At 45.1% G+C, this 621-nt stretch carries 1 protein-coding gene; it reads left to right on the top strand.

The features are described from left to right. On the top strand, positions 1-363 hold a 363-nt coding region (locus tag ACYQ0N_RS15375), incomplete at its 5' end, for a conjugal transfer protein TrbL family protein (RefSeq protein ID WP_460163190.1). Between the last annotated feature and the right edge of the window lie 258 nt (positions 364-621).

Genomic DNA, 621 nt, shown 5'->3' with positions numbered 1-621 from the left:
CTAAAGCTGTTTTTTGCCAATATAAAAAGAGGCGGAATACTGCTGTGTCAGATTGCCGTGGGAAGTCTGTATATGTTTTCCGTTCCCAGAGGATACTCGGACGGCTTCAGCAGCTGGTGCAAGCAGATTTTCGCTTTGTGTCTGACTGCGTTTTTACAGACAAGTCTGCTGTTTTTGGGACTTCTTACATGGCAGACCAACAGGCTTTTAGGACTTGGAATAATGCTTTCGGCAAACGAGGTTCCGAGGATCGCTCAGCATTTCGGACTGGATACAAGCGTAAGAGTCAATATGACGAGCGTTTCCCACACTGTGAATACCGCCGTAAGGGCGGGTCAGTTCGTAGCGAAAAAGCTTGCGTGATTTAGTTGACTTTGCCAGATTCCGGTGATATACTGTGTAATCAGGAGGGATGACGGATGATATATAACCGGAGATACGCACGGAGATTTTAAGAGAATAAAGGAGTTTTGCAGGTTAGCCGATACGACGGCTGAGGACGTTATCGTTATACTTGGCGACGCCGGAATAAATTATTACGGTAACGAAAGCGACGGACGGTTAAAATATATTCTTTCCAAGCTTCCTGTTACACTTTTTTGTATTCACGAAAACCATGAG

It is taken from the genome of Ruminococcus sporogenes (assembly GCF_054655175.1).
The sequence above is the reverse complement of the archived record's forward strand: the minus strand, read 5'-3'. Positions and strand labels throughout refer to the sequence as shown.